General features: G+C 63.7%; 21 protein-coding genes. 11 read left to right on the plus strand and 10 right to left on the minus strand.

The genetic code is table 11. The annotated features are described in order from the left end of the window. Positions 1-39: 39 nt before the first annotated feature. Positions 40-1,617: a trimethylamine methyltransferase family protein gene (locus A9K65_RS18335; protein WP_064993712.1), complete on the minus strand. Its 1,578-nt coding sequence runs from the start codon at positions 1,615-1,617 to the stop codon at positions 40-42. A gap of 252 nt (positions 1,618-1,869) precedes the next feature. Between A9K65_RS18335 and A9K65_RS18340 the strand changes: the two genes are divergently transcribed. The 8 genes from A9K65_RS18340 (at position 1,870) to A9K65_RS18375 (ending at position 11,967) form a co-directional block, all read left to right on the plus strand. Beyond that, the gene (locus tag A9K65_RS18340) at positions 1,870-3,045 is read left to right on the plus strand and encodes an MFS transporter (protein WP_064993711.1); all 1,176 of its coding nucleotides are present in this window, start codon (positions 1,870-1,872) and stop codon (positions 3,043-3,045) included. A gap of 110 nt (positions 3,046-3,155) precedes the next feature. Continuing rightward, positions 3,156-4,328 (plus strand): MFS transporter, encoded by a 1,173-nt coding sequence (locus tag A9K65_RS18345; protein WP_024501292.1) that lies wholly within the window; start codon positions 3,156-3,158, stop codon positions 4,326-4,328. 66 nt (positions 4,329-4,394) lie between these two features. Continuing rightward, positions 4,395-6,467 (plus strand): prolyl oligopeptidase family protein, encoded by a 2,073-nt coding sequence (locus A9K65_RS18350; RefSeq protein ID WP_064993710.1) that lies wholly within the window; start codon positions 4,395-4,397, stop codon positions 6,465-6,467. A gap of 68 nt (positions 6,468-6,535) precedes the next feature. Next, positions 6,536-6,676, plus strand: coding sequence for a hypothetical protein (locus A9K65_RS18355; RefSeq protein WP_063172368.1), 141 nt, complete (start codon positions 6,536-6,538; stop codon positions 6,674-6,676). Positions 6,677-6,724: 48 nt separating this feature from the next. After that, positions 6,725-8,104, plus strand: coding sequence for an aspartate aminotransferase family protein (locus tag A9K65_RS18360; RefSeq protein ID WP_013531202.1), 1,380 nt, complete (start codon positions 6,725-6,727; stop codon positions 8,102-8,104). Positions 8,105-8,246: 142 nt separating this feature from the next. Further along, entirely contained in the window at positions 8,247-8,612 is a 366-nt protein-coding gene (locus A9K65_RS18365) for a hypothetical protein (protein ID WP_064993709.1), read from the plus strand. A gap of 81 nt (positions 8,613-8,693) precedes the next feature. Then, positions 8,694-9,338, plus strand: a complete 645-nt coding sequence (locus tag A9K65_RS18370) for a cytochrome c oxidase assembly factor Coa1 family protein (RefSeq protein WP_064994033.1) — start codon at positions 8,694-8,696, stop codon at positions 9,336-9,338. Between the two features lie 193 nt (positions 9,339-9,531). Further along, positions 9,532-11,967 carry an FAD-dependent oxidoreductase gene (locus A9K65_RS18375; protein ID WP_064993708.1) on the plus strand — a complete coding sequence of 812 codons (2,436 nt, stop codon included), beginning with the start codon at positions 9,532-9,534 and terminating at the stop codon, positions 11,965-11,967. 327 nt (positions 11,968-12,294) lie between these two features. On the opposite strand, the gene mmsB is transcribed toward A9K65_RS18375, so the two are convergent. Next, complete coding sequence (mmsB, locus tag A9K65_RS18380; protein WP_064993707.1) at positions 12,295-13,179, minus strand: 3-hydroxyisobutyrate dehydrogenase; 885 nt, start codon at positions 13,177-13,179, stop codon at positions 12,295-12,297. Between the two features lie 25 nt (positions 13,180-13,204). Further along, the gene (locus A9K65_RS18385) at positions 13,205-14,371 is read right to left on the minus strand and encodes an isobutyryl-CoA dehydrogenase (protein ID WP_013531207.1); all 1,167 of its coding nucleotides are present in this window, start codon (positions 14,369-14,371) and stop codon (positions 13,205-13,207) included. Between the two features lie 144 nt (positions 14,372-14,515). On the opposite strand from A9K65_RS18385, the gene A9K65_RS18390 reads away from it, so the two are divergent. Both A9K65_RS18390 and A9K65_RS18395 read left to right on the plus strand, forming a co-directional pair. After that, on the plus strand, positions 14,516-15,130 hold the full coding sequence (locus A9K65_RS18390) for a dimethylsulfonioproprionate lyase family protein (RefSeq protein ID WP_064993706.1): 615 nt from the start codon (positions 14,516-14,518) through the stop codon (positions 15,128-15,130). Next, positions 15,130-16,602, plus strand: coding sequence for a cobyric acid synthase (locus A9K65_RS18395; RefSeq protein ID WP_064993705.1), 1,473 nt, complete (start codon positions 15,130-15,132; stop codon positions 16,600-16,602). The genes A9K65_RS18390 and A9K65_RS18395 overlap by 1 nt, the downstream gene beginning before the upstream one ends. A 12-nt stretch (positions 16,603-16,614) precedes the next feature. Here A9K65_RS18395 and A9K65_RS18400 read toward each other — a convergent pair whose 3' ends face one another. The 4 genes from A9K65_RS18400 to A9K65_RS18415 form a co-directional block, all read right to left on the minus strand. Further along, on the minus strand, positions 16,615-17,031 hold the full coding sequence (locus A9K65_RS18400; RefSeq protein ID WP_064993704.1) for a VOC family protein: 417 nt from the start codon (positions 17,029-17,031) through the stop codon (positions 16,615-16,617). A 72-nt stretch (positions 17,032-17,103) separates the two neighbouring features. Beyond that, entirely contained in the window at positions 17,104-17,934 is an 831-nt protein-coding gene (locus tag A9K65_RS18405) for an AraC family transcriptional regulator (protein ID WP_064993703.1), read from the minus strand. Between the two features lie 101 nt (positions 17,935-18,035). Then, positions 18,036-18,206, minus strand: coding sequence for a hypothetical protein (locus tag A9K65_RS18410; RefSeq protein WP_013531212.1), 171 nt, complete (start codon positions 18,204-18,206; stop codon positions 18,036-18,038). A gap of 51 nt (positions 18,207-18,257) precedes the next feature. Further along, entirely contained in the window at positions 18,258-19,043 is a 786-nt protein-coding gene (locus A9K65_RS18415) for a TSUP family transporter (RefSeq protein WP_013531213.1), read from the minus strand. 147 nt (positions 19,044-19,190) lie between these two features. Here A9K65_RS18415 and A9K65_RS18420 point away from each other — a divergent pair, with 147 nt between their 5' ends. Further along, a complete protein-coding gene (locus A9K65_RS18420; protein ID WP_064993702.1) occupies positions 19,191-19,622 on the plus strand; it encodes a TerB family tellurite resistance protein in 432 nt (143 codons plus the stop codon). Positions 19,623-19,643: 21 nt separating this feature from the next. Here A9K65_RS18420 and A9K65_RS18425 read toward each other — a convergent pair whose 3' ends face one another. Genes A9K65_RS18425 through A9K65_RS18435 form a run of 3 tightly spaced genes read right to left on the minus strand, consistent with a single transcriptional unit; the run spans position 19,644 to position 23,076 of the window. After that, complete coding sequence (locus tag A9K65_RS18425; RefSeq protein ID WP_064993701.1) at positions 19,644-21,266, minus strand: dipeptide ABC transporter ATP-binding protein; 1,623 nt, start codon at positions 21,264-21,266, stop codon at positions 19,644-19,646. After that, on the minus strand, positions 21,263-22,132 hold the full coding sequence (locus A9K65_RS18430) for an ABC transporter permease (protein WP_064993700.1): 870 nt from the start codon (positions 22,130-22,132) through the stop codon (positions 21,263-21,265). The genes A9K65_RS18425 and A9K65_RS18430 overlap by 4 nt, the downstream gene beginning before the upstream one ends. Beyond that, positions 22,129-23,076: an ABC transporter permease gene (locus A9K65_RS18435; protein WP_063172358.1), complete on the minus strand. Its 948-nt coding sequence runs from the start codon at positions 23,074-23,076 to the stop codon at positions 22,129-22,131. Before A9K65_RS18435 ends, A9K65_RS18430 begins: the two co-directional genes overlap by 4 nt. Positions 23,077-23,084 lie beyond the last annotated feature (8 nt).

Raw genomic sequence — 23,084 nt, forward strand, 5'->3', positions numbered from 1 at the left:
ACGGAGTGGGGGTCGACCCTTCATCAACAATACTGTCGATCAAAAATCGGTCGGCGCGCCGCCTTCGGACCGGCGCTTGGCGACGAAGGCGTTGAGTTCCTCGCGGACGGCCGGGTCCATGTAGGGCTCCTCATAGGACGCCAGCCGCTCCTTCCAGACCTTGTTGGCCTTTTCGAGCGCCGTCGGCGAGCCGGCTTCCGCCCAGGTCTCGTAATTGCGCCAGTCGGAGAGGATCGGCGAGTAGAAGGCGGTCTTGTAGCGGTCCTGCGTGTGCTGGGTGCCGAAAAAATGGCCGCCCGGGCCGACCGACTGGATGGCGTCGAAGCCGAGTGCCTCTTCGGAAAGGTCGAGCGGGGTCAGGAATTCGGCCACCATCTGCAGCAGGTCGATGTCCAGGATGGTCTTCTCGTAGGAGCAGCGCAGACCGCCCTCGAGCCAGCCCGCGGCATGCATCATCAGATTGCCGCCGCCCTGGATGGCGCCCCACAGCGAGAATACGCTTTCATAAGCCGCCTGCGCGTCGACCGTGTTGGCGGCGCAGGTGTTGGAGGTGCGGTAGGGGATGTTGTAGCGGCGGGCAAGCTGGCCGCCGACGAGCTGCGCCTTCATGTATTCCGGCGTGCCGAACGCCGGTGAACCGGACTTCATGTCGACATTGGAGGTGAAGCCGCCATATCCGACGGGGGCGCCCTTGCGCACCATCTGGGCGAAGGCGATGCCGGCAAGCGCCTCCGCGTTCTGCTGCACCAGTGCGCCGGCGATGGTGACAGGCGCCATCGCACCCGACAGAGTGAACGGCGTCACGACGACGACCTGGCCCTTGCTCGACATCTGGATGATGCCTTCCATCATCGGCACATCGAGTTTCAGCGGCGAATTGGTGTTGATGATGGTGAAGACGGACGGCTCTTCGAGCATCTGCTCGTGGCTGATGCCGCGCGCGATCCTGGCGATCTCGATGCCGTCGACATTGCGCTCCTTGCCGAGCGAATAGATGTGGAACACCTTGTCGGTGAGCACGCTGAGATCGCGGATGCATTCGAGATGGCGGACGGATGGATGGATATCGGTCGGCTCGACCGGGTAGCCGCCCGTGCAGTTCAGAATGTTGTGCATCTGCGCGAGCTTGAGGAAGTTGCGGTAGTCCTGCTGGTTGCCGGGCCGGCGGCCGCGATCGATGTCGGAGCAATTGGGCGCCGACGCCATCATCGAGACGATCACATTGTTGCCGCCGAAGCGCACATTGTGCGCAGGATTGCGGGCATGGATGGTGAATTCCGACGGGCAGTGCGACACCAGGTCGAGGATCATGTCGCTGTCGAAGCGCACCCGCTCTGAGCCGTCACGCACGTCGGCGCCATGCGCCTTCATGATGCTGCGGGCCTCGTCATGCAGCACGTCGACGCCGATTTCCCGCAGCACGCGCAGGGAAGCGAGGTGAATCGATTCCAGCTCGTCGTCGGAGACCAGCCTGGTTGGCGCCAGCGGGTTCTTCAACTGGCGAAAAGCCGGCTGCTCGAACGCGGCCGAGCCGCCGGCGCGCTTTCCAGCGCGGCCGCCGCGACGGGCGCGGTCGGTGGCCAATGCCGGTTCTGAGGGTTGTAGGGCGGCGGTCATGATGGTCCTCGTAGGATGCGATAGCGGGCGGCATAATGGACCGGCGGCTGTCCGGCCATTGCGGAGGCGACGACCACTAGGGCGAGGGAAGCGACATGCCGGAACGGCAGGTGCCCGGCCGCGACATCGGCGTGATTAGGTTGCCGCGTTGGAGCAAGCGGATTTCGGTGGCCGGCCCTTTCCTTCCGGGGATCGAACCGATAGCTACTTGGCTTGCCGGCCTGATGGCCAGCAGTTCATCTGGATGGCAGCATGGTCGCGACCGGCTCGAGCGAAGGCGAAGCAGGAACGCAATGGGCAGCGCTTGCCGGCGTCACCGCGGCACTTGCCATGTTTGGCGCCGCGCAAGGGCTGAGCTCGCCGCTGTTCACATTGCTGATGCAGAAGCAAAGCATGTCGCCGGCGCTGATCGGCCTGTCGGCGGCGATGATGCCGCTTGGGCTGATCCTGTCGGCTTCCTTCGTGCCGGCGGCGGTGCGGCTGGTCGGCGGGCGCAACCTGGCGGTCGGCTGCTCGCTGATCGGCGCGCTCTGCTTCCTGGGCATCGGCTATCTGCAGGACTGGGTGGCGTGGTTCGTCATCCGCTTCATCATCGGCGTGGTCATCAATCCGCTTTATATCCTTGGCGAGGTGTGGGCGCTGTCGCTGGCACCGCCGTCGCGGCGCGGCCGGGTGATGGGCGTGTTCAACACGCTGATGGGCGCCGGTTATGCCGCCGGACCATTCGCGCTGACCCTGCTCGGTACGTCGGGCTGGGCGCCTTTCATGGTCGGCGTCGCCGGCTTCGCGCTCTGCGCGGTGATCCTGCACGCCGTCTCGTCAAAGCTCACCGGCTTCGAGGATGACGGCCAGCCTGCCAGCGGCCTTGTCGGGTTTGCCAAAATGGCGCCGGCGCTGCTGCTTGCCGTGCTTGTCTCGGCGGCGGTCCAGCAGAGCACCTATGCGCTGGTCCCGGTCTTCGGCGCCAGCTATGGCCTGGCGGAAGCCGTTCTGGCCTCGCTGGTGATGGCGCTTTCCCTCGGCAACATCCTGCTGCAGATACCACTCGGCCTTCTGGCGGAGCGTTTTGGCGGCCGCGCCATGATCATCGTCTGCGCACTGGCAACAACCGTTTGCGCGCTTTTGCTGCCTCTGCTGATCACAACGCCGTTGATCTGGGTGGTGCTGCTGGTGATGGGCGCGGTCGGTTACGGCGTCTACACCATGGCATTGGTCGAACTCGGCAGCCGGTTCAAGGGCTCTGTGCTGGTCGCCGGCAACGCTGCCTTTGCGCTGATGTGGGGCGTTGGTGGCATCGTCGGCCCTCCTGGTGCGGGCCTGCTCATGCAAGGCATCGGCCCACTTGGGCTGCCGGTGGTTATTGCCGCTCTCGACGCGGTGCTGGTGATGTTCGCGCTGTACCGCTCATCCATGCGCCGAGCTTCCTGATAAGCCCAACCTCCTGACAGGCACTGTCTGGAGCAAGCAGTTTTCGCCCGCCAGGGGCTTACCTCTGCGCAACTCAATCGCTAATCCTGCAGCCCGACAGCGGTGCGTACATGAATTTGGTTGAATCGAACAAGGACGAGACGATGCAATGGGCGGCGATCACCGGTGTGATCGCGACCGTCTCGGTGTTCGCCATCGCGCAAGGGTTGTCCTATCCGCTGCTGAGTTTCATCCTGCAGCGCCAGGGCGTTTCGCCAGCGATGATCGGCTTGTCGGCGGCCATGACGCCGATTGGCTTCATTCTGTCATCGCCGTTGATCCCGGCGCTGGCCCGCCGATTCGGGGCAGGGCGCACCGCGCTCACCTGTGCGGCCCTTTCGGCTGTCGTGCTGGCGCTGATCGGCTGGACGCAAAATGTCTATTTGTGGTTTCCCCTGCGCTTCCTGATCGGCGTCGTGACCAATCCGCTCTATGTGCTGAGCGAGATCTGGGTGATCGCGCTGGCACCGCCGGCCCGACGCGGCCGCGTCATGGGTGTCTATTCGACGATCATCTCGGCCGGTTTCGCGACCGGGCCACTGTGCCTGCTTGCAGTCGGCACTGAGGGCTGGCCGCCCTTCCTCGTCGGCATTTTCGCCTTCGTGCTGTGTGGCATTTGCCTGGCCTCGGTGCTGCCGCGTTTGCCCAAGGTCGACGAGGCCGGGCACCAGGTTTCCGTCCTGGGTTTCGTGCCGCTGGCGTGGCTGCTTTTGTTCGCCGTCATAGTCGCCGCCGGCTTCGAACAGGGTGCGTTGGCGTTGCTGCCGGTCTATGGCACCCATCACGGCATCACCGAAACCCGCATGTCGGCGCTGCTGTCGGTGATGATCGCCGGCAACATCGCCATGCAGGTGCCGCTCGGCCTTTTGGCGGAAAGGCTTTCCGCGCGCCTGGTGCGGCTTGCCTGCGTCGCGATCACGGTGCTCGGCTGCGTCCTGCTTCCGCTTCTCATCGAGTCGCCGCTGATTTGGCCAATGATCTTTGTCTGGGGCGCGGTTTCCTACGGCATCTACACGATGTCAATCATCGAGCTCGGCGAACGCTTCACCGGCTCCGCACTGGTCGCCGGCAATGCGGCCTTTTCCTTGATGTGGGGCGTCGGCGGCATCGCCGTGCCGCCGCTGGCGGGGGGCGCCATGGATGTTATGGGCGCCGGCGGACTGCCGATCACGCTTGGGCTGCTGTGCCTGGCGCTGGCCATTGCGAGCCTCGCTGGTCGGCGGAAAGCCTCAATTGTGCGCTGAACATGGTGAATATCGACGGCCTGTCGGCGTTGGCTTTTTCAAAGCAACGCGTTTATCGGAGACCTCATGACCAAGCCTGCTACCCAGACGCCGAATTCTGCCCCCACGACCGACGATCCCTTTCTCTGGCTGGAGGACAGGACGGCCAAGCAGTCATTGGACTGGGTACATCGCCAGAACGAGATCACGGTTGGCGAATTGCAGGGCGATCCGTCCTATCAGGCGTCGTTCCAGACCGCGCTCGACCTGATGACGGCCGAGGACAACATCGCGGTCGGCGCGGCAAAAGCCGGCCATGTCTACAATTTCTGGCAGGACAAGACCAATGTGCTCGGCCTCTGGCGCCGCACGACCGTCGCTTCCTACAAGACCGAGAAGCCCGACTGGGAAACGATCATCGACTTCGACCAGCTTGCGGCGAAGGAGGGGATAAAATGGGTTTTTGGCGGCGCAAGCCGACTCTATCCGGACTTCAACCGTTGCCTGGTGAGTATGTCGCCGGATGGCGGCGACGCCAGCGAGATGCGCGAATTCGACATCGCGACCAAGTCGTTTGTCGAGGGTGGGTTTCGTGCACCCGCTTCCAAGTCGGGTTTCAGCTGGCTGGATAAGGACACCGTGATTGTTTCGGCCGCTTTCGACGAGGCCGACAAGACCGAGTCCGGCTATCCGCGAGTCATAAAGCTGTGGAAGCGCGATACCAAGCTGGAAGACGCGACGCCGATCTTCGAGGCGCAGAAAGAGGATCTCGCCGTTGGTGCCGCTGTCGAGTACGACGGTGACAGACGCTATCTGGTCCTGGCTCGAACGCTGAATTTCTTCGCTTCGCACATCTTCCTTCGGCTGCCTTCCGGCGAAAACAAACAGCTGCCGCTACCGGACGACATGACCGATACGGCAATATTCAGGGATCAGCTCGTGTTCGGCGTGCGCAGTGCATGGACGGCGCCCGGCGGCACGGTTTGCAAGCCCGACGGCCTCTATTCGCTGGACCTGGCTCGCTGGGTCGAGACCGGCGCGATCGGGCCTGTCGAAACCTTGTTCGAGCCGGCCTATCGCGTTTCCATAGCCGGCATTGCCCGCACGCGGGACCGGCTGTTCATCAGCCTGATGGACAATGTGCGCGGCAAAGTCGTCGTCTGCGAGCGCATGGATGGCAACTGGTCGCTGAAACCGGTGGCGCTGCCCGAAAATGGCAATGTCGGCATCAGTCATGCCGAGCAGTTCGGCTCGAGTGTCTCCTTCTCCTTCACCGATTTCCTGACCCCGAGTTCGATCATCTGGTCCGACGACAATGGCGAGACGCTCGCCACCGTGAAGTCGCAGCCGGCGCGTTTCGATGCCTCGCCGCTGATCTCGGAACAGTTCGAGGCGCGCTCCAAGGACGGCACGATGATCCCCTATTTCGTCGTCAGGCGGCGCGACCAGAAAGGTCCGGTGCCGACGCTGCTTTACGGCTATGGCGGCTTCGAAGTGCCGCTGCTGCCCGGCTATGCCGGCGTGCGTGGTAAGCTGTGGCTGGAGAAAGGCAATGCCTATGTGCAGGCATGCATCCGCGGCGGCGGCGAGTTCGGCCCAGCCTGGCATCAGGCGGCGCTCAAGGGCAATCGCCAGAACGGATTCGACGATTTCGCAGCGGTCGCGCAGGACGTCGTCAAGCGCGGCATCGCGACAGCAAGCTCGCTCGGCATCCAGGGTGGTTCGAATGGCGGCTTGCTGACCGGCGTTTCCTTGACGCAGCATCCCGAGCTTTTCGGCGCCGTCATCATCGAGGTGCCGCTGCTCGACATGCTGCGTTACGCCGAATTGCCGCCCGGCGCCTCGTGGATGGCCGAATATGGCGATCCGTCGAAACCCGAAGACGCGAAGTGGCTTTCAGCCTACTCGCCCTACCAGCATGTCGACGCCGCTGCCGCCTATCCGCCTGTGCTGCTGACCACATCGACCGCTGACGATCGGGTCCATCCCGGCCACGCGCGCAAGATGGCCGCCCGCCTGCAGGAAGCCGGCCATGCCAGGACGCTGTTCTTCGAGGAGACCGAGGGCGGCCATGGCGGGCGTGGCGACCGCCGGCCGCAGGCGGCGCAGACGGCGATGAAATATGTCTTCCTGCAAAGGGCGCTGACAGCCAAGGCCTAGAGTCATTCAGTTATGGGCCAAGCAAAGGGTGGTTCTCCTCGAGCAGCCTTTGCTCTAAGGTGGCTTCCATGGCTCTCGTCAGGATGTTGATTGACGCATTCGAGGCTCGCGCATTGCGGGTCGCGGTGACGCCGTCACCGCGTACGCTGCGCGCCGAGCTTTTGCGGCTGTGCGCGCGCATCGGCTATTCGCCACCTCTCTTCCTCTGAAGCATTCGCCCCGGCTTGGCCGGATAGAATCCAGAGGAAAGATCAGACATGACCTATCAGAATTATTCGCTGAAGCAGCTTCAGCAGATCGACGCCGCGCATCATCTGCATCCGTTCACCGACCACAAGGAAATGCGCGGGGCCGGGTCGCGCATCATCACCCATGCCAACGGCCCTTTCATCTACGATTCCGAGGGGGCTGAAATCCTCGACGGCATGGCCGGGCTGTGGTGCGTCAACATCGGCTATGGCCGTGACGAGCTGGCCGAGGCCGCCTATGCCCAGATGAAGGAACTGCCTTACTACAACTCCTTCTTCAAATGCTCGACGCCGACGCCAGTGCTGCTGTCCAAGAAGCTGGCGGAGATCGCGCCGAAGCACGTCAACCAGGTATTCTACGGCTCTTCCGGGTCGGAAGCCAACGACACCGCGCTGCGCCTCGTGCGCCACTATTGGGTGCTGGAGGGCAAGCCGGAGAAGAACCGCATCATCTCGCGCAAGATGGCCTATCACGGCTCGACCGTTGCCGGCACCTCGCTCGGCGGCATGGATGGTATGCACAAGCAGCTCAACGGTGCGGTGCCCAACATCGTCCATGTGATGATGCCCTATGCCTATGAGCTAGCGCTGCCTGGCGAGAGCGATCATGATTTCGGTCTGCGCGCGGCCGGGGCTGTCGAGGAGGCGATCCTCGAAGCCGGCGCCGACAAGGTTGCCGCGTTTATCGGCGAGCCGATCATGGGAGCCGGCGGCGTGAAGATACCGCCGGCGAGCTATTGGCCGGAAGTGCAGCGCATCTGCCGTAAATACGATGTCCTGCTGATGCTGGACGAAGTCATCACCGGTTATGGTCGCACCGGCGAATGGTTTGCCGCACAGACACTCGGCATCGAGCCCGACACGATCACCACCGCCAAGGCGCTGACCTCGGGCTATCAGCCGCTGTCGGCATTGCTGGTTGGCGACCGCATCGCCTCGACGCTGGTCGAGAAGGGCGGCGAGTTCAATCACGGTTACACCTATTCCGGGCATCCGGTGGCCTGCGCCGTGGCGCTGAAGAACCTCGAGATCATCGAGCGCGAAGGGCTGGTCGACCGCGTCCGGAACGACACCGGCCCTTACTTCGCCAAGGCGTTGCAGGAGCGCATTGCCGGACATGATCTGGTCGGCGAGGTCCGTTCGATCGGACTGATGGGCGCGATCGAGATCGTCAAGGACAAGGCGACCAAGGAGCGGTTCCTGCCGGCTGGAAGTGCGGCGGTAACCGTGCGGGATCACGCCATCACGAATGGCATGATGCTGCGCGCCACCGGCGACACGATGATCCTGTCGCCGCCGCTGATCTGGACCCGCGATACGATCGACATGGCCTGCGACCGCATCTCGAAGGCGCTGGATCTGGCGCAAGCCGATCTTCGCAAGCGGTAGAACTCGACCCCTCGGCTGGGCGCTCTTCGGCGGGCGCGCCCAGCCTTGAGACCATGCCGAAGCGGCGAGGGAACGAATTCCATCACAAGCGCGTAGTGTGTGGGGCAGCGGCTGATTCGGCCGCCACAAGGGGTTTGTTTCCATGAGAAAAACCGGCAAGAGCCGACGGACGCGAGAAGCGGCCAGCATCAGCGGCGACCTGATGCTGGCGCCGCTGGTGGCGATGATGCGGCTACCGTTGATGGGCATGGATGGCGGGAGCCGCCAGCCATGGAGTACGGAGACGGCACGTGCGGTCAACGAGAAGACCGCCGCTATGGCCGAAGGCGCGTTTGCGGCGCAAATGTCTTTCCTGCAATCGGCGTCGCGGTTCTGGCCGGAAGTTTTTTCCGGCCGCACGCCATCGCTGTTCAACGGGGTTGCGGCGGAGCGCTCGATCAGCGCCGCGCTGAAGCCCGCAAGCCGTGCCGTGAAAGCGAATTTTCGCCGGCTGTCCAACAAGACCTGACCGGGGCTGCAAAACTTTGATTTTGCGCATAGAGGAGCGCATGCGCTAGAATCAGTCCGTACGTTACCGATTGGGGACATGATGGCCGGACAACCGCTCAACCAGCCGGCTGAAATTCCAGCCGAACTCGACCGCTGGAACTGGGGCGCCTTCTTCCTCAACTGGATCTGGGGCATCGGCAACAGCACCTTCATTGCGTTGCTGGCGTTGATCCCTGTCGTCAATATCATCATGATCATCGTGCTGGGCGCGCGCGGCAGCCGCTGGGCCTGGCAGAACCGCGCCTGGCGCGACGCGGAGCAGTTTCGCAAGACGCAGCGCAACTGGGCAATCGCCGGCCTTGCCGTCTGGGTGGTCGGGATTGGCGGCTGCGCGACGATGGTCGGCAGCATTCCCTACGTCCTGAAAGGCAGCGATGCCTATCTCATGACGATGGACAGGCTTCGCGCCGACGACCGCGTCAAGGCGGCGTTGGGTGATGATTTGACCGACAGTTTCTGGGTCGGCGGCCATCTCAACGTCGATGCGAATGGGGCTGGTGACGCCCAGTTCGGCATTCCGGTCCACGGCGCCAGGGGCAAGGGCACGGCCTATTCGACGGCTGTCCGGACAGCCGGCACGTGGAGCCTGCGCCTGCTGGTCGTCAGGGTCGAGGGAACCGACGCACCGATCGTGCTGATCAACGAAGATCATGTCCCGATCCCGAATGCTGCAATCGGAATATAGCTAGGCAAAACGCAAAAAAGCGGCCTGAATACGGGCGCGACAGCTGACAGTTCGGCCGGCTTCGTGGCCCAACAGTCGGGTGACCACTGCAGCGTTCCAGACAAGGAAATATGCTGAAAAGCCGGATGCTGTCTGACAGTATGCGCATGCGTTCATGTGGACCGGTGGCAATTTCAGACAAGGGCACGCGCATATGGTGAGTTCCTTTCATGCGGTCGTGGTCGGTGGCGGCTGTGTGGGTGCCGGCATTCTCTACGGCCTGGCAAAGCGCGGCTGGACCGATGTGGCATTGCTGGAGCGAACACAGCTTACGGCCGGCTCGACATGGCATGCCGCGGGGCTCATCCCCTCTTACGCGCGCAGCCGCAATGTCGGCCGCATGATCGCCAGATCGATCGCGATCTATGAAGGCCTGGAGGCGGAGACGGGCCAGAACGTCGGCTGGCACAAATGCGGGCAACTGCGCATTGCCAACACGCGCGACAGGCTGGACGAGTACAGAAGCTACATGGACGTTGCCCAGGTCCAGGGAGTGCGGGCCCGGATCGTATCGCCCGCGGAGGCGCGAGAGATATGGCCGCTGCTCGACAACAACACCATGCTGGGTGCCCTCTACCATCCCGATGACGGCCACATTGCACCCGCCGATGTCACCCAGGCCATGGCCAAGGGTGCACGCGACCTCGGCGCGAAGATCCATCTTGATACCGAGGTCGTGGGTTTCGAGCGGATGCCGAGCGGCGGGTGGAGGGTCAAGACCTCACGCGGCGAGATCGTCTGTGAACATGTCATCCTTGCAACAGGCAATTACGCACGCCAGACAGGCGCCATGCTGGGCCTGGACATTCCCGCGATTCCGATCCTGCACCAGTATTGGATCACCGAGGCGGTTCCCGAAATCGTGGAACGCAAACGGCTTGGTCTTCCGGAGATGCCGATCCTCAGGGACGAGGGTTACGAGGGCTATCTGCGCGAAGAGGGAGACGGGCTGATGTTCGGTCCCTATGAGCGTACCGAGCAGCTCAAGCTGTTCGCCGAAAACGGTGTCCCGGAATGGTTCGGCGCCGATCTGCTCGATGAAGATTTCGATGCCGTTTCCTGGAACTGGGAGCGCGCCACCGAACTGGTTCCCGCGCTCGGGCGCGCCGGCATCAAGCGCAATGTGCGAGGACCTTTCCAGATGACGGCCGATGAGCTGCCGCTGATGGGGCAGGCGTGGGGCCTGGAGAATGTCTGGCTCGCCGAAGGGGTGCCGGGGGGCATCCTTTGGGGCGGTGCGATTGGCTATTACCTCTCCGAACGGATCGTGGAGGGTGGCAACAGCATCGACACGGCGGAGCTGGATCCCCGCAGGTTCGGCCGATACGCCAACAAGAACTGGACCCGGGCCAAGGTCCGGGAAGCCTGGGGCACCCACGCCGTACAGCACTATCCGGGCCAGGACATGCCGGCGGCGCGACCGCAGAAAACGGCCCCGTCCTATGACCGCCTAAGTCAGCTTGGCGCGGTATGGGACGTGTTGAACGGCTGGGAGATGCCGAGCTGGTTTGCGCCCGCGGGTGTCGAGGCGCGCAATGTCTACAGCTGGCGCTGGACCCCCAAGGGGAACCACGTCGCCGCAGAGGTCCAGGCTGTCCGCCAGGCCGGCGGTCTGGTCGAGATGACACCAATGACCAAGTTCGAGGTCGGCGGGCCGGGCGCCGAGGGCTGGCTCGACGGAATCCTGGCCAACAGACTGCCGCGTCCCGGTCGTGTCGCTCTTGCCCATCACCTGACGCCGACCGGCGGCGTGCAGGCCGAGTATGTGGTGGCGCGGCTGCAGAGCGACCTGTTCTATCTCATATCGACGCCGCGCGCCGAACGCTGGAACCTTGACGATCTCGGCCGGCTGTTGCCGAAGGACGGCAGCGTGCATCTGCGCAACGTCACGGAGGATCGCGGCAGCTTCACGGTGGTTGGGCCGAAGGCGCGCGACATACTGCAGCCGCTGACGGAGATCGACCTCTCCAACGAGGCCTTCCCATGGTTCAGCGTACAGTCCGGCACCGTCGGCATGGCCAGCGACGTACGGCTGCTGCGTGTCAACTATTCGGGTGAGCTGGGATGGGAACTCTATCATCCACTCTGCTACCAGCGGCATTTGCTGGATGCGCTTCTGGCATCGGGAGAGGCACACGGGCTGAGGCTGGTCGGACTTCAAGCGCTGGAATCGCTTCGTCTCGATAAATCCTACCGGGCCATGTACCGCGATATGAACCCCGAATTGTCCGCCTGGGAAAGCGGCCTCGAGCGCTTCATCAGCCTCGACAACAGGGACTTCATCGGCCGGGCGGCACTGGTCGCGAAACAGCAGCAGGTTACACGCCGGATCGCCACACTGTCGATCGACACGGATGGTGCGAGCGCATTCGCCTTCGAGGGCGTTTACCGCGAAGGCGAGCTCGTCGGCCACATCACCTCGGCGGGCTACTCCTACACTTTTGGTCACGACATAGCACTTGCGCTGCTGCCCCTGGAACTTGTGTCGCCCGGTACCGAGCTCGAGGTTTCGATCCTCGGCGAGCGCCGCGCGGCAAAGGTGATCGCCGACTCGCCCTATGATCCGGAAGGCGCCCGCGGGCGCATGTGAGGTATCCCGGAGTACAGTTTCCGGTTCATCGGTGTCTCAACCGTGCTGCAGGGTAAAACGCAAAAACCGCGCTCCATCGGGAACGCGGTTTTGCCAGATACGCATGGCGCTTCGCTACGCAAACACTTTGCGAAACTTATGGCACTTGTCGAAACTTACGGGCTCCGGTACGCGAGACCTGATCCGGAGCGCCGGACGGATGAGATGTCCGCCTCACAGTCCGTTTTATAGGGACATCGTTACCGCGGAGTTATCGAGAGCTTAAGCAAATCTAAATTTTCATTTTTTCCACCGAAGGAAACCGGAAAAATCCGCCAAATCCGCGGGTTACGCCGGGTTACCCCGGAGAAAATTAATTATGCCGGAGAAATCGACGCCGCCATGTCCCTGGGCGTTGAACAAGGCATAAAGCTGAGCCGCTTCGGCACCAAGCGGCGTTACAGCACCCGCACCTTGCGCGGCTTCCTGGGACAATTTCAGGTCTTTCAGCATCAAGGCGGCTGCAAATCCTGGGTTGTAGTCCTTGTTTGCGGGCGAAGTCGGCACCGGGCCGGGCACCGGGCAGTAGGTGGTCAAGGACCAGCACTGGCCGGAGGAGGTCGAGGCGACGTCGAACAGCGCCTGATGCGACAGGCCGAGTTTTTCGGCCAGAACGAAGGCTTCGGCGACACCGATCATCGAAATGCCGAGGATCATGTTGTTGCAGATCTTTGCTGCCTGGCCGGCGCCGTCGCCGCCGCAATGGACGATGCGGCCGGCCATCGGCTTCAGGATCGGCTCGGCGGCAGCGAAGGCATCATCGGAGCCTCCCGCCATGAAGGTCAGCGTGCCGGCCGCAGCCCCGCCGGTGCCGCCCGAGACCGGTGCATCGATCGACGACAGCGCGTGCTTCCTGGCGACGGCGTGGGCTTTGCGGGCTGACTCGACGTCGATGGTCGAGGAATCGATAAAGAGTGCGCCTTGCCTGGCCTTGGGCGCGATGTCTTCGTAGACGGAGAGGACATGCTTGCCTGCAGGCAGCATGGTGATCACGACGTCGGCATCCTTCACCGCGGCCAAGGCATTCGCCATAATCGTCACGCCATGTTCCTTGGCGACGGTGAGGTTTTCCGGAACGAGGTCGAAACCGTTCACCGCATGCCCGGCCTTGACCAGATTGGCGGCCATTGGATTGCCCATATTGCCGAGGCCGATGAAGGCGATCGTCGTCATTGTCTGTCTCCCAGAGTTGCTGGCTTCAACGGCCAATCAGCGCGCGAGCGATGATGACGCGCATGATCTCGTTGGTGCCTTCGAGGATCTGGTGCACGCGCAGGTCCCGCACCAGTTTCTCGATGCCGTAGTCGTGCAGGTAGCCGTAGCCGCCGAGCAGCTGCAGTGCGTCATTGGCGACATTGAAGCCGGTGTCGGTGACGAAGCGCTTGGCCATCGCCGACCATTTGCCAGCATCCGGCGCCTTGCGGTCGAGCTTCGAGGCGGCGGCATAAAGGAAGATACGCGCCGCCTGCAGCTCGGTCTCCATGTCGGCCAGCCTGAATTGCAGCGCCTGGAATTGATTGATCTTCGAGCCGAAAGCCTTGCGCTCGGCGGTGTAGGACAGCGCCTTGTCGAGCGCCGACTGCGCGCCGCCCAGCGAACAGGCGGCGATGTTCAGCCGGCCGCCGTCGAGCCCGGCCATGGCGATGCCGAAGCCAGCGCCTTCGTCGGACAGAAGGTTCTCCGCCGGCACCTTGCAATCCTCGAAGATGACCTGGCGGGTCGACTGCATGTGCCAGCCCATCTTGTGCTCGTTTGCCCCAAAGGAGAGGCCCGGCGCATCTCTGGGCACGACGATGGTGGAAATGCCTTTCGGCCCGTCCGCGCCGGTGCGCACCATGACGGCATAGACATCGCTGTCGCCGGCGCCGGAGATGAACTGTTTGGTGCCGTTGAGCACATAGTCGCCGCCGCTTTTCACCGCACGGGTCTTGAGCGCCGCGGCATCGGAGCCGGAGCCTGGCTCGGTCAGGCAGTAGCTGGCCAGCCATTCCATCGAAGTGAGCTTCGGCAGGAAGCGCTGGCGCTGTTCGTCATTGCCGAAACGGTCGATCATCGAGGCCACCATGTTGTGGATCGAGATGAAGGACGAAAAGGCCGGATCGGCGTGCGACAGCGCCTCAAAGATCAGCACGGCGTCGAGCCGGCCAAGTGCCGAGCCACCGACATCGTCCCTGATATAGATGCCGCCGAGCCCGAGCGGGCCGGTCTCGCGGATCACGTCGGCCGGGAAATGCTTGTTGCGGTCCCAATCGAGCGCATTCGGTGCGACACGGTCGGCGGCGAAGGCCTGCGCCATCTCCTGGATGGCGCGCTGCTCCTCGTTGAGTTCGAATTGGCTGGTGCTCGCATCGACCGCGGCGTCCATGGCGTGCTCCCTGTGTGCTGGCCAGCTAGCTCGCTGGCCTGTTGTTTTTGGCTTTGCGCGCGCACCAATCTAGACCAATGATGCCGCCGCGCAACCCGATCCCCTGCGGAGCGGCTGTGCATCAATGCATGTCCGGAGCAAGATGTGACGACAAAATTCGATGAACTGCTGGGCCGGTTCCACGCATACCTTGCGACCGTGGATCACGTCCTGATGCGCGATGCCGTGGCCCGGATCGGCTGGGACATGCCGGCTCGCACGCTGGAGCCGCGTCCGCTTGCCTGCCTGCGCCATCTCGATCGCGCCGCCGAACTGGCGCCTCCGGATGCCAAGCCGCTGGTGCAACTGCTTGCCGAACGTCGGAATGATTTCCGCTGGGGGCAGACTTATGGCGAGGCGGACTTCGGGAAAGAGTTCATCGAGAATTACGGCTGGCTGGAAGTGTTCGGCACACGTGGCCACTTTGCCAATGACGCGGCCGCCGCCGGCCTGCTGATCCTTGGACCAGATATCGTCTATCCCGACCACCATCACGTCGCCGAGGAAATCTACATTCCGCTGACCGGCGGCACCGAATGGCGCATGGGCGAGAGCGGCTTTTGCATGCGTACGGCCGGCGAGGTCGTCCATCACGCGTCCAACGTCAATCACGCCATGCGCACCGGCAAGAAGCCATTGCTGGCGCTGTACATCTGGCGCGGCGGGCCGCTGGCGGCAAAATCGAACATCACCGGGACCGTGGCGCAGGGCAGGGACTGATGGCCAAAGCGATCATGCTGCAAGGCACGGGTTCCGACGTGGGCAAGACCGTGCTGGTCGCCGGCCTCTGCCGCGCGGCAAAAAAGCGTGGGTTGAAGGTGCGGCCGTTCAAGCCGCAGAACATGTCGAACAATGCCGCCGTCGCCGACATCCCCGGGGATAAAGCCGGCGGCGGCGAGATCGGCCGCGCGCAATGGCTGCAGGCGATCGCTTGCGGTGTCGCACCATCGGTCCACATGAACCCGGTGCTGCTGAAGCCGCAGACCGATGTCGGCGCGCAGGTCATCGTGCAGGGCAAAATGTTCGGGGAAGCGCGGGCGCGCGACTACCAGGCGATGAAGGGCCGGCTGATGGACGCCGTTCTGGACTCCTGGGGCAAGGTCGGCGAGGGCGCCGATCTTGTCATCGTCGAGGGCGCCGGCTCGCCGGCCGAGATCAACCTGCGCAGCCGCGACATCGCCAATATGGGCTTTGCCACGCGCGCCGATGTGCCCGTGGTGCTGGTCGGCGACATCGACCGCGGCGGCGTCATCGCTTCGGTGGCCGGCACGCATCTGATCCTGCCGGAGGAGGACCGGCGCATGATCGCCGGCTACCTCATCAACAAGTTCCGCGGCGACGTTTCGCTGTTTGACGACGGCCTGAAGTCGATCGAGACATTCACGGGCTGGCGCTGTTTCGGTGTCGTTCCGTGGCTGAAGGCGGCGGCACGCTTGCCTTCGGAAGATTCGGTGGTGCTGGAGCGGCTGGCGTCCGGCGAAGCGCGCGCGCTGAAGGTGGCGGTGCCGATGCTTGGCCGCATCGCCAATTTCGACGATCTCGACCCGCTCAAGGCTGAGCCGCAGGTCGAGGTGGTGTTCGTGCCGCCGGGAAAGCCGCTGCCCGCCGATGCCGGTCTGGTGGTCATTCCAGGCTCGAAGTCGACAATCGGCGATCTCTTGAAATTCCGCGAGAACGGTTGGGATCGCGACCTTCTTGCGCATCGCAAGCGCGGCGGCCATGTCGTGGGCATTTGCGGCGGCTTCCAGATGCTCGGCCGTATGGTGCGCGATCCCGACGGCATCGAAGGCAGCGTCACCGAAGCCGAAGGGCTCGGACTGCTCGACATCGAAACGGTGATGGAGCCGGAAAAGACGGTGCGCAACGTCAGGGCCCGTTCGGTGCCGTTCGACCTGCCGCTCGAAGGCTATGAAATCCATCTCGGCCGCACCACCGGGCCGGATACGCTGAGGCCGTCTGCAGTCATCAATGGCATCGATGACGGGGCAGTGTCGGCCGATGGCAAGGTGATCGGCACCTATATGCACGGTCTGTTTGGCGCCGACGGCTTTCGCGGAAGATTCCTCGAAAGCCTCGGCATCAAGGGCGGCGGCATCGATTACCGAGCCGAGGTCGAGCGGGCGCTGGACGAGGTCGCAGCCGAGCTGGAGACCTATCTCGACTGCGACGCGATCTTTGCACTGGCGCGGTAATTCGCGGTTGGCTCAGCCCTTGTCGCTTGCCTTCGGCCAGTAGGTGCCGAAGGACCAGACGTTGCCTTCCGGGTCGCGGCAGATGAACTCGCGGCTGCCATAGTCGCGGTTGGTCAATTCCTGGATGATCGTGGCGCCGGCCTTCCTGGCCTTGGCATAGGCGGCATCGGCATCATCGACGGCGATGTAGATCGACTTGCCGCCGCCTGAGCCAGGTTCGCCGACCATCTTGCCGTAGTCGTCGTCGCGCGCGGTGCCCAGCATGATCATCGAAGAGCCGAAAACCAGTTCGGCATGGTGCACGACGTCGCCTTCGCCATAGCGGGCCCGGACGCCGAAGCCGAAGGCTTCGCCCAGCCAGTCGATCATCTTTGCCGCGTTCCTGTAGCGCAAGGCGGGGTAGAGGCGGGGCGCTTCGGTGGTGGTCATGTCGATCTCCTTCAGCGGGGTTGGTCGATGCCCCACTGTGGGTAAAGGCCACTCCAGCGTCTTGAAGAAATGTTACCTGGCCGAGATTCCGGTTGGTGTCTCGCCGGCGAGGTCGCGGAATTCGCGCACCAGATGCGCCTGGTCGGCATAGCCGCAATCGGCTGCGATATCGGCCCAGTCGACGGCCTGCTGCCTCGACAGGCCGAGCGCGCGGTTGAAGCGGACGATGCGCGACAGTGTCTTGGGGCCCATGCCGATGGCGTTGGAGAAACTGCCGGCGAGATGTTTGCGGGTCCAGCCCAGCCTTTCGGCGATCGATGCAATGCGGGTCCGGCCGCCGGATGTGATGATGCGGTCATAGGCCCAGGCGATTTCAAGTGGCGTCTCGGCGGCATTCTCGAGACGGGCGGTGACGAAGGCTTCGGCCATGTCGAAACGCGTCGTCCAATCCGGCGCATTGCCCAGCCGTTCACGCAGCGCCAAGCCCTGAGCGCCAAGCACGTCGTCGAGGACGACCATGCTGTCTGTCAGTTCGCTCATCGGCAGGCGGAAGAAACGGCGTGCGCCAAGCGGCGTGAAGTTGACCTGGACGCAGCAGGCGCCGCCGAAGGATTCGATCACCACCGGTCCGGCAAAGAGGCCGGCGGCGAAACTGGCGAAGCGGTCATCGTCGCCGGGCGCCTTGCCGAGGCCGATGGCGAAGGGTTCGGCGAAGCTGATGACCAGCGGTACGGTGAGCGACGCGTATTCGACGTTGCGCATATGGCCGGGCGCTGTTTCGCGATAGCCGCAAATGTCCGACACAATGCCCTGAAGTCGAGGATCGGGCAGGCGCCGGCGCATCTCAAACCGCCCGGCGACGGACCGGTCCTGCTCTTGCTGGGGTTGCATCTTGACTGGCATCGGCCATCCTCGCGCCAGTCAAATCTAACAGACCAAGGGCCGGAATCAAAAGCGCCCGGCTTTTGGCCGGGCGCTCCTCGTCCCCACTTCAAGGGAAATGGTCAGGCGCCGCGCATCAAGCAGCCGCCGGCAAGCACGATGAAAGCAATAAGCACGATCCACACCGATGCGAGTGGAATGAATGAGAGAACGCCAAGCGCGGCGAGAACGCCGATGATGGCGATAACAACGGAGATGATAAAAACGATCTGGGTAGGTGCGCTAAGATTCATGTCTGCCTCTCCAACATGATTCGAACAGCGGCATCCTATCAGGGCGCGGGATCACACACCAATCAAGGCCCGCAGCGGGTTCGCCGGGTCAGCCAGCAGCTTCACAGCAAGCGCCAGGCATACGATCACCAGCAGCGGCTTGATCAGTCTTGCGCCGATGCGCATGGCCAGGCTGGCGCCGACGCGAGCGCCGAGGAACTGGGCGACGCCCATCATCAGGCCGATCTTCCAGTAGACGACGCCGAAGGCCGCGAAGACGATGAAGCCGCCGATGTTGGAGGCGAAGTTGAGCAATTTGGTATGCGCCGTCGCCTTGAGCACGCCGTAGCCGGCAAGTGCCACGAAGGCCAGCATGTAAAAGGAGCCGGCGCCTGGCCCGAACAGGCCATCGTAGAAGCCGATGGCGGGCACCAAGGTCAATCCAAACAGGAACGGCGACAGGCGCTCGGCGCGGTCGACATCGTTCATGTTGGGCTTGAACGCGAAGTAGAGCGCGATGGCGATCAGCACGATGGGCAGGGCAGCCCGCAGTATGTCACCCGGCACGATCGTCGCCAGCAAGGCGCCGATGGCGCTGCCGACAAGGGCCAGAAGCGCCGACGGCAATTGCCGGCGCAGGTCGACATGCCCCTTCGACGCGTAGTGGATGGTCGCCGAGCCCGAGCCGAACATGCCTTGCAGTTTGTTGGTGGCGAGCGCCTGGACCGGCGTGAAGCCGGCAAGCAGCAGCGCCGGCACTGTGATCAGCCCGCCGCCGCCGGCGATCGAATCGACAAAGCCCGCGGCAAAAGCGGCGAAAGCGAGCATGGCGACGGTCTGGATGCTAAGGTCGATCATCTGATGTATGGGGGTGTCCGGCTGGCTGAAATATCGGGCGTTCGACCACGGCCGCCCTGTTTGCGCAAGATCGATTCCGCGCTACCTCTATCCTAGCGCATCGCGCCTGGATTGTGTTTGTGTAGTTAACCCGGAAAGAGGCTCCTGATGGCATTCGCATTGCTGGACCAGATACGTCAGATATTCGACGGCGACCCCGGCGTGCGCAAGGTGGCGGACGATCCGGTCCTATCGGCGGAACTGCTGATGCTGTTTCGCATGATCCTGGCCGACGGGTCGGTCAGCGAGAGCGAAATGGTTGCCTTCCGGCGCATCTGCAAGGATGCCTTCGGCATTCCGGAAAGCAGCATCGACAGCGTCATCGAATATCTCAACGAGTTCGGCTACGAGACCAATGGCTCGCAGGCGATTGCACTGTTTCGCGATCTCGACGTCGAGCGGCGCCGGCAATTGGCCAAACATATGGCGGAGATCGCCAAGGCGGATTCGCAACTAGCCGAGAGCGAGATCCGCCTGCTGCGCCGCACGCTCGACCTGCTCGATATCAATCCGGTCGATGTGGTCAAGACGCAGGAGTGATCGGGCCGCCTTCTCTCCTGATCAGCCTTGCTCCCGCAGCCGCTCCGCGATCGCCCGGTGCAAGTCAGGGGCGGCGGTGACAAGCGCCTTGGCAGCCTCGGACTGCGGGTGGTCGAGCACTTCGCTCGTCTTGCCGCGCTCGACGATCTTGCCGTCATGCATGACCAGCACCTCGTCCGTGATGGCGCGGGCCACGGTCAGGTCGTGGGTGATGAAGAGGTAGGCGATGCCGAGCTTCTGGTTGAGCTCTGCGAACAGATCGAGGATCTGGGCGCGGATCGAGACATCGAGCGCCGAGACCGGCTCGTCGGCAACGACCAGCTTGGGGCGGGTGATGATGGCGCGGGCGATCGACAGGCGCTGGCGCTGGCCGCCGGAAAATTCATGGGGGTATTTGTCCATGTCGCTGATGCCGAGGCCGACTTCGTGCAGGGCATGCGCCACCATCTCGCGGCACTCGGCGCGCGTCGGCTTTTTCTCCAGCACATGCAGGGGTTCGGCAACCAGCTTTTCCACCTTCTGGCGCGGGTCGAAGGAGCCATAGGGATCTTGAAAAACGACCTGCATATCGCGTCGCGCCGGCTTTAACTCGGCTTCGCTCTTGCCGGTTATGGTCCCGCCGCGGAACGAGATTGAGCCCGATGTCGGCCGATCCAGCGCCAGGATCATGCGGGCGAGCGTCGACTTGCCGCAGCCGGAGCGACCAACCAGTGCCACTGACTGACTCGGCGCCATCGACAGCGAGACGTCGTCGACGGCGCGGATACCAGGCGCGCGCTTAAACAGCCAGGTGCGCCGGCCGGGATAGTCGCGGGTCACGCCCTCGACCTGAAGCAAAGGGCGGCCCGTCTCGATGCCATGCGGCCTGACGCGCGCCGGCACATGCATCGAGGCCTGCGCCAACTGGCGCGTGTAGGGGTGGAGCTGTTCGGATAGCGTGCGTGCGGTGTCGCCGGCTTCCATCACCTCGCCGCGGCGCAGGATGGTGATGCGGTCAGCCATCTCGGTCACCACGGCGAGGTCATGCGAGATCAGGAGCAGGCCCATGCGGCTCTCCGCGACGAGGTCGCGCAAAAGGTCGAGGATTTGTGCCTGCAGCACCACGTCGAGCGCCGTCGTCGGTTCGTCGGCGATCAGCAGCTTCGGCTTCAGCGCGCAGGCGATGGCGATGACGACGCGCTGGCGCTGGCCGCCCGACAGTTCGTGCGGATAGCGCGACAGCGGGAATTTCGCTTCGGGCAAGCCGACACGGTCGAGCATTTTTCGCGCCCGGTCTTCGGCCTCGGCGCGGCTGGCCCTGGTGTGCCAGCGTATGCCTTCGGCAACCTGTTCGCCGATGGTCTTGACCGGATTGAGCGCCGTCATCGGCTCCTGGAACACCATGCCGATGTCGTCGCCGCGCAGCGCACACATCTGGTCCTCGGTTGCTGCCAGGATGTCGATGCCGTCGAATGTGACACATCCGCTGGCGCGCGCGGCATGGGGCAGAAGCTGCATCACCGTCAGCGCGGTCATCGATTTGCCGGAACCGGATTCGCCGACCAGCCCCATCACCTCACCGGGCGCGACGGAAAGCGCCACATCCTTGAGGATCTGCGTGTCGCCGATGGTCAGCGACAGGTTCTCGATGTCGAGCAGGCTCATCGCTGCCGCCGCGATTTCGGATCGAGGATGTCGGCGATGCCGTCGCCCAGGAGGTTCAGCCCCAGCACGGCGACAACGATCGCCATGCCCGGAAAGATCGCCATCCATGGCGCCACCACCATGCGGGTCTGCGCGTCGAACAGCATGCGGCCCCAGCTCGGCATTGGCGGTTGCGCACCCAGGCCCAGATAGGAAAGCCCGGCCTCGGCCAGGATGCCCAGCGCGAACTGGATGGTGCCTTGCACCAGAAGCAGCGTGGCGATGTTGGGCAGCACATGTTCGATTGTGATCTGCGTGCTGCTCTTGCCGGCGGCGCGTGCGGCGAGAATGAACTCGCGCGGCCAGATCGCCAGCGCGCCGGCCCGGGCGACGCGCGCAAAGACCGGGATGTTGAAGATGCCGATGGCGATGATGGCGTTGACGGCGCCCGGTCCGAAGATGGCGGTGATCATGATCGCCGACAGCAAAGCCGGGAAGGCGAAGACGAGGTCGTTCAGCCGCATCAGCGCCTCGTCGACGAGGCCGCCGCGTGCCGCGGCAAAGGCGCCGAGCGGCACGCCGACCCCCATGCCGATGCCGACCGCGACCAGCGCCACGGCAATCGAATTGCGGGCGCCGACCATGACCATAGACAGGATGTCGCGGCCGAAATGGTCGGTGCCGAACCAGTGCGCCAGCGAGGGCGCTTGCGTCTTATCCGATATCACCAGTTTCGTGACGTCATAGGGCGTCCAGGCATAGGAGACGACAGCCATTGCCAGGATCAGCAGGGTGATGACGAAACCGGCAACGAAGGCGGTATTCCCGAACGCCTTGCCCAGGATGCTGCCGAACGTCTCTTCTGATATGTCGATGTGCAATGTCATTGCCGGCTTCTCAGGCGCGGATCGACGACCGCATAGGAAAGGTCGACCAGCAGATTGACGGCGATGACGGCGGCGACCAGCAGCATGACGACGCTTTCGACGACGATCAGGTCGCGCTGGGTGATCGCCTGGAACACCAGCCTGCCGAGGCCGGGCAGATAGAAAACATTCTCGATGATGATGGTGCCGGCAAGCAGGAAGGCGAACTGCAGGCCCAGAATGGTCAGCACCGGAATCATGGCGTTGCGCAGCGCGTGCCGCCACAGCACAGCTCGGTAGGGCAGACCCTTGGCGCGGGCGGTACGAATATAGTCCTCGTTCAGCACCTCGATCAGCGCCGAGCGGGTGACGCGCGCCAGAATCGCGGCTTGCGGCAAGGCAAGCGCCAACGCCGGCAGCAGCAGCGACTTCAAGGCTGGCCAGACGCCGGCACTCCAGCCGGGAAAGCCGCCAGCAGGAACCAGCCGCAGCCAGACGGCGAAGACATAGATCAGCATCAGCGCGAACCAGAAATTGGGCACGGCGACGCCAAGCTGTGCGGCGCCCATGGAAATCGTATCACCGGCCCGTCCACGCCGGCTGGCGGAAAACAGGCCGACGGGAATCGCGATGAGGGTGGAGAGCGCAAGCGCAATCAGCGCCAGCGGCAGCGAGACGGCCAGCCGCTCGCGAACCAGACCGATGACCGGCACCGAATAGGTGTAGGAGCGGCCGAAATCGAGGCTGAGCAGGCCGCCCGCCCAGTGCAGATAGCGCCAAGCTAGCGGCGCGTTGAGGCCCATCTGGTTGCGCAGCAACTCGACCTGGTCGGCGCTGGCATTCATGCCCAGCATTAGCCGCGCCGGATCGCCGGGCAGGATCTCCAGGACGGCGAACACCACCATGGAAGCCAGCACCAGCGTGGCGATGGCGATGGCGAGGCGTTTTAGGAGGTAGGCGGTCATGGAAGGTG

The organism is Mesorhizobium sp. WSM1497, from assembly GCF_001672455.2.
GTDB lineage: Bacteria > Pseudomonadota > Alphaproteobacteria > Rhizobiales > Rhizobiaceae > Mesorhizobium > Mesorhizobium ciceri.

Coding starts and splice junctions, on each gene's coding strand:
- A9K65_RS18430 (WP_064993700.1), bottom strand. CDS start 22,132: ATGACATTGCACATCGACATATCAGAAGAGACGTTCGGCAGCATCCTG.
- A9K65_RS18410 (WP_013531212.1), bottom strand. CDS start 18,206: ATGAATCTTAGCGCACCTACCCAGATCGTTTTTATCATCTCCGTTGTT.
- mmsB (WP_064993707.1), bottom strand. CDS start 13,179: ATGACGACGATCGCCTTCATCGGCCTCGGCAATATGGGCAATCCAATG.
- A9K65_RS18415 (WP_013531213.1), bottom strand. CDS start 19,043: ATGATCGACCTTAGCATCCAGACCGTCGCCATGCTCGCTTTCGCCGCT.
- A9K65_RS18400 (WP_064993704.1), bottom strand. CDS start 17,031: ATGACCACCACCGAAGCGCCCCGCCTCTACCCCGCCTTGCGCTACAGG.
- A9K65_RS18355 (WP_063172368.1), top strand. CDS start 6,536: ATGGCTCTCGTCAGGATGTTGATTGACGCATTCGAGGCTCGCGCATTG.
- A9K65_RS18435 (WP_063172358.1), bottom strand. CDS start 23,076: ATGACCGCCTACCTCCTAAAACGCCTCGCCATCGCCATCGCCACGCTG.
- A9K65_RS18420 (WP_064993702.1), top strand. CDS start 19,191: ATGGCATTCGCATTGCTGGACCAGATACGTCAGATATTCGACGGCGAC.
- A9K65_RS18405 (WP_064993703.1), bottom strand. CDS start 17,934: ATGCCAGTCAAGATGCAACCCCAGCAAGAGCAGGACCGGTCCGTCGCC.
- A9K65_RS18385 (WP_013531207.1), bottom strand. CDS start 14,371: ATGGACGCCGCGGTCGATGCGAGCACCAGCCAATTCGAACTCAACGAG.
- A9K65_RS18360 (WP_013531202.1), top strand. CDS start 6,725: ATGACCTATCAGAATTATTCGCTGAAGCAGCTTCAGCAGATCGACGCC.
- A9K65_RS18365 (WP_064993709.1), top strand. CDS start 8,247: ATGAGAAAAACCGGCAAGAGCCGACGGACGCGAGAAGCGGCCAGCATC.
- A9K65_RS18425 (WP_064993701.1), bottom strand. CDS start 21,266: ATGAGCCTGCTCGACATCGAGAACCTGTCGCTGACCATCGGCGACACG.
- A9K65_RS18340 (WP_064993711.1), top strand. CDS start 1,870: ATGGTCGCGACCGGCTCGAGCGAAGGCGAAGCAGGAACGCAATGGGCA.
- A9K65_RS18375 (WP_064993708.1), top strand. CDS start 9,532: ATGGTGAGTTCCTTTCATGCGGTCGTGGTCGGTGGCGGCTGTGTGGGT.
- A9K65_RS18335 (WP_064993712.1), bottom strand. CDS start 1,617: ATGACCGCCGCCCTACAACCCTCAGAACCGGCATTGGCCACCGACCGC.
- A9K65_RS18350 (WP_064993710.1), top strand. CDS start 4,395: ATGACCAAGCCTGCTACCCAGACGCCGAATTCTGCCCCCACGACCGAC.
- A9K65_RS18395 (WP_064993705.1), top strand. CDS start 15,130: ATGGCCAAAGCGATCATGCTGCAAGGCACGGGTTCCGACGTGGGCAAG.
- A9K65_RS18345 (WP_024501292.1), top strand. CDS start 3,156: ATGAATTTGGTTGAATCGAACAAGGACGAGACGATGCAATGGGCGGCG.
- A9K65_RS18370 (WP_064994033.1), top strand. CDS start 8,694: ATGGCCGGACAACCGCTCAACCAGCCGGCTGAAATTCCAGCCGAACTC.